Genomic DNA, 6,066 nt, shown 5'->3' with positions numbered 1-6,066 from the left:
CATCAAATAAAACAGAAAGGCCACCCTTACGGGTGGCCTTTTTGCTTTCAGACAGGAACCCCGGCCTGACGGCCGGGTTTTTTGCGTTTATCTTGCCGCTGAAAACCAAACCTTCCTCACAAAATTGCCTCCCAGATCAAAAACAATTTCTTAACAATCAGCCTCTGAGGTTTACTGCTATAGCGTATTTGCATTTTGTCGCTAATTATTAGCAAGGAAAAGAAGAGGTTAATCCCATGGCAGAGGCCACATCACAACAGACTGTGAGAGCGACAGCTCCTGCAGCGGACACCCGCCAGCGAATCCGGGCAATCGTGGGTGCTTCATCCGGTAACCTGGTAGAATGGTTTGATTTTTATGTCTATTCCTTCTGCTCACTCTATTTCGCCCATATCTTTTTTCCTTCAGGCAATCCAACCACCCAGCTGCTGCAAACCGCCGGTGTCTTTGCGGCCGGATTTCTGATGCGTCCTGTTGGTGGCTGGGTGTTTGGTTATATTGGTGATAAGTATGGCCGTAAGAAATCAATGCTGATCTCCGTATGCATGATGTGCTTTGGCTCGCTGGTGATCGCCTGCCTGCCGGGGTATGCGACTATTGGCATCTGGGCTCCTGCTCTGCTGTTGCTCGCCCGCCTGTTCCAGGGGCTGTCGGTCGGCGGAGAGTACGGTACCAGCGCCACCTATATGAGCGAGGTTGCCATTGAAGGCCGCAAGGGATTCTATGCCTCATTCCAGTACGTCACGCTGATTGGTGGACAACTGATGGCGTTGCTGACGATAGTGGTATTGCAGCAAATCCTGACGGATGAAGAGTTACGGGCATGGGGCTGGCGAATTCCTTTTGCTCTGGGCGCAGTGCTGGCCATTGTCGCGCTTTATCTGCGCCGATCGCTGAATGAAACATCCGATCGTAAAAGCCGTGAGCACAAAGATGCCGGATCGCTGAGAGGGCTTTGGAAGAATCGCCGTGCCTTTATTATGGTGTTGGGTTTCACTGCGGGCGGCTCTCTGAGCTTCTACACCTTTACAACCTATATGCAGAAATACCTGGTCAACACATCGGGCATGGATACCCGTACAGCCAGTGCCTTAATGACCGTTGCGCTATTTATTTTTATGCTGGTACAGCCACTGATTGGTGCATTGTCTGACAAAATTGGACGTAAAAACTCAATGTTGATCTTCGGTGGGCTGGCTGCAGTCTGTACCGTACCGGTGCTGACACTGCTGCAAAGCGTCAGCAGCCCGTACATTGCCTTTATGCTGGTTATGCTTTCACTGCTGATCACCAGTTTTTACACCTCGATCAGTGGCATTCTGAAAGCGGAGATGTTTCCCCCCGAAGTCAGAGCGCTGGGAGTGGGACTTTCTTATGCTGTAGCCAACGCAATTTTTGGCGGCTCTGCGGAATATGTTGCGCTTTCGCTGAAGGCGGCGGGAAGTGAAACCAGCTTCTTCTGGTATGTCTCCGCTCTTGGCGCGGTCGCTTTTCTGGTATCACTGATGCTGCATGGCAAAGGGAAGGGTATCAGGCTCTGATTAATGACCGATATTCCATAACGCATAGCCGGTGGCTGCACCGGCTATATCCCAGCTGAAATCTTTCCAGCTCCAGCCCGTTCCACCTTCACGACTGTCATACAACTCTTTGGCTGCCCCAAGGCTGATGGCAAACATCAGGCCGAAGCTGCCGCTGTGCCCCTCGCTCCAGTTCTGACGCTGGCCGTAAGCATTCCCGGCAGCAGAGAGGAAAGCCGAAGAGATGAAGTGTTGAGCTTTGTCTTTGCCCGTCCAGCTGTCTTCAGCCATGTGGGTACAGCCCGTACAAAATAGCGTTAACAGCAGCAGAAGTTTGCGCATAATCCTTCCCTGTAAAAAGGCCCTGTACGAAGACAGGGCCAGAAAGCAAAGCGGACTCACAGAATACGGCTGATCAGCCGGTCGATGCGGATGCGGCGCAGGCGGCGGATCAGCTTTCTGACTTTAACCGGGTAGTCAGCGATACTTTCCAGATCGCGGAAATGTTGCACGACAGTGGTGTCTTTACGGATCAGGGCCAGCTCTTTCTCTCGCTGTTCAGCCAGCTGCTGCAGCGGATCGTGGATCAGCACCGCATTTTCCAGGTCCAGACGCCAGGCGCGTGGATTGAGGTTGTTGCCGGTAATCAGCATCCACTCATCATCAACCCACATCCCTTTAAGATGGTAGCTGTTCTCACCGTCTTTCCAGAGGCGCACGCTAAGTTGCCCGCTGGTGACGTAATACTGCAGGCGGCTGAGGAAGCGGCGCAGGTTGATCTCATACAGATAAGGCAACGCACCAATAATCTTGAACGGCTGATCCTCGGGGATATAAAAGTCATTGGCGGTCTTATCGCCAACGATGATTTCAACCTCACGGCCCTGGCGCAGCAGCCAGATGATATTACGAACCAGAATAGCTGGCATATTGAAATAGGGGGTACACAGCGTCAGCTTCTGCTCGGCGCAGGGCATCAGGTGATAGATGGTTTTGTTGAGCAGGCTGCGTTTACCAAGGCCAACCAGCGGCGTGACGGCAAGCTGTTCATTATTGGCATCACCTTTGAAATCATAATCAAAGCCGCGCAGATCCTGGCGGAACTGTCGCGTCTCGTTTTTGATTTCCGGGCTCTTCGGACGTTCATGCTGGTCAAGACGGTGAACCGCTTCGGCCTGAATCAGGTTCTTATCGATCCAGTTAACCAGAGTGTCGGACAGCTGGGGATTGGTGATCAGCTGATAGCGATCGTAACGGTATTTATCGTGCTGATGCAGATAAACATCGTTCAGGCTGGCACCCGTATACAGCAGTGTGTCATCTACCACTGAGCCTTTAAGGTGCAGTACGCCCAGCGCTTCACGGGTATTCACCGGCACACCATAAACGGGAATGGCGATATCTGCATTCTGGTCCGCCATATCACAGTACCAGTCAGCGTTAGTTGCGCCACGTGCCACACCGATTCGGCCACGCTGGGCACGATGCCAGTCAACCAGAATGCGGACGTCCAGCTCAGGGCGACGACGCTTAGCTTCATACAGAGCGGAAAGAATGCTGCGGCCACCGTCATCATTTTCCAGATAAAGGGCAACAATGCAGATACGCCGCGTCGCACCGGCGATTTTCTCCAACAAAGTCTGACGAAAATCAGCAGGGGAATAGAGCGTGGTGAAGTCAGCAACCGACTGAGACAGTTTTGGCAGTTGCGCAAGGTGCTGTTGGTGTTTGTTACGTTTGAATTTAGACAACATCACAGTGCGTATCTTCTCTGTTCATAGAATGGCCTTTTGCCATAAAATCATCACCCTAACCGCGAATATTACCATTAGTTAGTGCCGAAGTCGGCAGTTTTACGTTTCCAGACATTATCCGGCGGCGTTCAACGGCAAAGACAGGCTGACGATCCCGTCCTCCAGCTGCACATCAATGGCAAAATTCAGTTTGCGCGCCAGGGTTATCATCCCCTGATTACGCGGCATGGTGATGCCGTTCAGCTGCTGCAGACCATGCTGACGGGTGTAGATTATCATCTTCTCCAGCAGCCGCCGACCCAGGCCCAGCCCCTTAAGATCGGATCGCACCAATACTGAAAACTCGGCGTCAATATTGTCTGCATCAGAGATCGCCCGCGTGACGCCAATGATCTCTTCCGCGCCGTTATGCTCCCGCACCGCGACAATCGCCATCTCTCGATCGTAGTCGATTTGCGTCATGTTAGCCAAATCGTCATGGGTAAACTCATTGATCTCACTGAAGTAGCGATAGTAGAGATCCTCTTTTGTCACCCGGGCAATAAACTGCCGTAACAGAGGCTCATCTTCCGGCAAAATAGGGCGGAACAGGCAGTGCTGACCGTTTTTCAGTTCAATGGCTTCTTCCAGCGCGTGGGGATAAGGGCGGATCGCCAGTCGTGCTTGCGGATCGCCAGCAAAGGGCACCAGCTGCATGGTGACATCCAGCAGCGAAAACTCTTCACCGGCGGCCAGCAGTGGATGAATATCCAGACGTACAATTTCCGGACAGTCGACAATCAGGTTGGAAACCTGCACCAGTACTCTGCTGATGCCGGTAATATCAAGAGGACGAAGTGCGCTGCGTCCCCGGATCTTGCCACTTTTAATGGCCTGAATAACCAGATAGCGCGCCAGCGTCATATTCAGCGGCGGCAGGGCCATAACGGCCTGTTTGTCCGCCTGCCACTCAATGCCGCCTTCCCCCAGCATGATCATCGGGCCAAATACTTTATCCTGCTCAACCACAATCCGCAGTTCCTGCGCTCCGGCACGGTTTGCCATACTCTGCACTAACAGACCGTGGATGCGGGCCTGAGGCCAGGCCAGCTTAACGCGATCGAGAATTGCCTCAGCGGCCTGCTGTACCTCGCTGGCAGTGCGCAGATAAAGCATCACACCCTGAACTTCTGATTTGTGCGGGATATCAGGTGAACGGAGCTTAAGAGCGACCGGATAACCAATCTGCCCGGCGATATGTACTGCCTCCGCGCTGTCGCTGGCGATCCATGTTGGCAGGGTGCTCAGACCGTAGGCCTGCAGAATCGCCTGAACTTCATGGGTATCCAGCGTGGTGGCTCCCTCATCCAGTGCCTGTTGAATTAACTGGTGAGCTTCAGCGGTGTTGGCTTTCAGATCCGCAGGCAGTGCGGGCGTTTCACGCAGCTGTTTCTGGTTACGCCGATATTCCACCATATGCATAAAGGCGGTTACCGTTCCTTCCGGTGTGCGATAAGTTGGAATCCCGGCATCGCTGAAGAGTTTTCTTGCGTCCAGAGAAGAGAACTCTCCGCACCAGTTGGTTAGCAGGCTTAGCTGCTTTCCGCGAGGATGGCTGGCGACGGTCTCAATCAGGCGCTGAGCCGTCACCGTGGCCGGAGCAACTGCACTGGGCGCGTGGATAATCATCAACGCATCAATATCCGGGCTGTCCAACAGACGGGAGACTGTTTGCTGATAACGCTCTGGTGTTGCGTCATCTTTCAGATCGAGCGGATTCCCGGCGGCGATCTCTCCAGGCAGCAGGCTTTGCAGATTGGTGAGTAAATCCTCACTCAGCGTGGCCAGTTTGCCGTTACGGGCATCAAGCGCATCCAGAGCCAGCGCGGCCGGAGCTGCACCGTTGCTCACAATCATCAGCCGTTCGCCGCGCAGCGGTCGCATATGGCTTAATGTTTCAACAGCAGAGAACAGTTCATGCGTATCCTGTACACGCAGCAGGCCAGCACGCTGAATAGCCGCATCCCAGGCTGCGTCCAGGCCGCCGTGCGTATTGAGCAATAACTGTGCCTGCTGGCTGCGTCCGCTGCGGATAATCAGAATAGGTTTGTTTCTGGAGGCACTCCTGGCCGCCGAAACAAAGCGTCGGGCATCACTCAGATGTTCCAGGTAGAGCACAATGGCGCTGGTCTTACCGTCCCTTGCGAGGAAGTCGAGCAGGTCATCGGCATCAATATCCAGACTGTCCCCCAGTGCGATAAACCAGGAAAAGCCGAGCTGGCGCTGCTGAGCCCAGTCGAGAATGGTATTGGAGACGGCCGCGGACTGGGAGACAAACGCCAGTTTACCGCGATGAATGGGCACCGGGGAAAAGCTGGCGTTCAGGCCCTGCCATGGTGCCAGCAGGCCGAGGCTGTTCGGACCAAGCAGGCGGATCTGCCATTCAGCGGCACACTGCTTTAATGCTTCCAGCTGGCTGGCTGGGGCAGAGAGGATAATACAGGCTTTACAGCCGCGTTCGCCCAGCGCACGCAACAGATCGAGATTACGGCTGGCATGGGTGCAAATTACAGCGAGATCGGGAGAGAGCGGCAGGCTGGCAACATCCGGCCAGGCCAGTACGCCGCAGACAGCCTTATATTTAGGGGTGACCGGAAGAACCGGGCCGCTGAAGCCACCTGCCAGCAGGTTACGCATCATCAGGTAGCCCGCGCGTTCCGGGCGCATTGAGGCACCAATGACCGCGATAGATTTGGGACGTAACAGCGCTTCCAGCCCTCGTTGGCTCATTTCCGGCTCCTGATGCGAGTAGT

At 54.2% G+C, this 6,066-nt stretch carries 5 protein-coding genes; 2 read left to right on the top strand and 3 right to left on the bottom strand.

Annotation, left to right across the window (positions count from 1 at the left end):
- Both AC3Y5R_RS23290 and AC3Y5R_RS23285 read left to right on the top strand, forming a co-directional pair.
- On the top strand, positions 1-212 hold a 212-nt coding region (locus AC3Y5R_RS23290; RefSeq protein ID WP_489923301.1), incomplete at its 5' end, for a hypothetical protein.
- 24 nt (positions 213-236) lie between these two features.
- Positions 237-1,541 carry an MFS transporter gene (locus tag AC3Y5R_RS23285; RefSeq protein ID WP_489923300.1) on the top strand — a complete coding sequence of 435 codons (1,305 nt, stop codon included), beginning with the start codon at positions 237-239 and terminating at the stop codon, positions 1,539-1,541.
- Here AC3Y5R_RS23285 and AC3Y5R_RS23280 read toward each other — a convergent pair whose 3' ends face one another.
- The 3 genes from AC3Y5R_RS23280 to AC3Y5R_RS23270 all read right to left on the bottom strand — a co-directional run bounded on the left by AC3Y5R_RS23280 (position 1,542) and on the right by AC3Y5R_RS23270 (position 6,043).
- On the bottom strand, positions 1,542-1,862 hold the full coding sequence (locus AC3Y5R_RS23280; RefSeq protein ID WP_489923299.1) for a YfiM family lipoprotein: 321 nt from the start codon (positions 1,860-1,862) through the stop codon (positions 1,542-1,544). It lies immediately after the preceding gene.
- A gap of 56 nt (positions 1,863-1,918) precedes the next feature.
- Positions 1,919-3,274: a CDP-diacylglycerol--serine O-phosphatidyltransferase gene (gene pssA / locus AC3Y5R_RS23275; RefSeq protein WP_489923304.1), complete on the bottom strand. Its 1,356-nt coding sequence runs from the start codon at positions 3,272-3,274 to the stop codon at positions 1,919-1,921.
- Between the two features lie 114 nt (positions 3,275-3,388).
- Complete coding sequence (locus AC3Y5R_RS23270; protein ID WP_489923298.1) at positions 3,389-6,043, bottom strand: bifunctional acetate--CoA ligase family protein/GNAT family N-acetyltransferase; 2,655 nt, start codon at positions 6,041-6,043, stop codon at positions 3,389-3,391.
- Positions 6,044-6,066: the final 23 nt, after the last annotated feature.

It is taken from the genome of Erwinia sp. 009765445 (assembly GCF_058137865.1).
This window is presented reverse-complemented; position numbering and strand designations above follow the sequence as displayed.

Coding starts and splice junctions, on each gene's coding strand:
- AC3Y5R_RS23285 (WP_489923300.1), top strand. CDS start 237: ATGGCAGAGGCCACATCACAACAGACTGTGAGAGCGACAGCTCCTGCA.
- pssA (WP_489923304.1), bottom strand. CDS start 3,274: ATGTTGTCTAAATTCAAACGTAACAAACACCAACAGCACCTTGCGCAA.
- AC3Y5R_RS23280 (WP_489923299.1), bottom strand. CDS start 1,862: ATGCGCAAACTTCTGCTGCTGTTAACGCTATTTTGTACGGGCTGTACC.
- AC3Y5R_RS23270 (WP_489923298.1), bottom strand. CDS start 6,043: ATGAGCCAACGAGGGCTGGAAGCGCTGTTACGTCCCAAATCTATCGCG.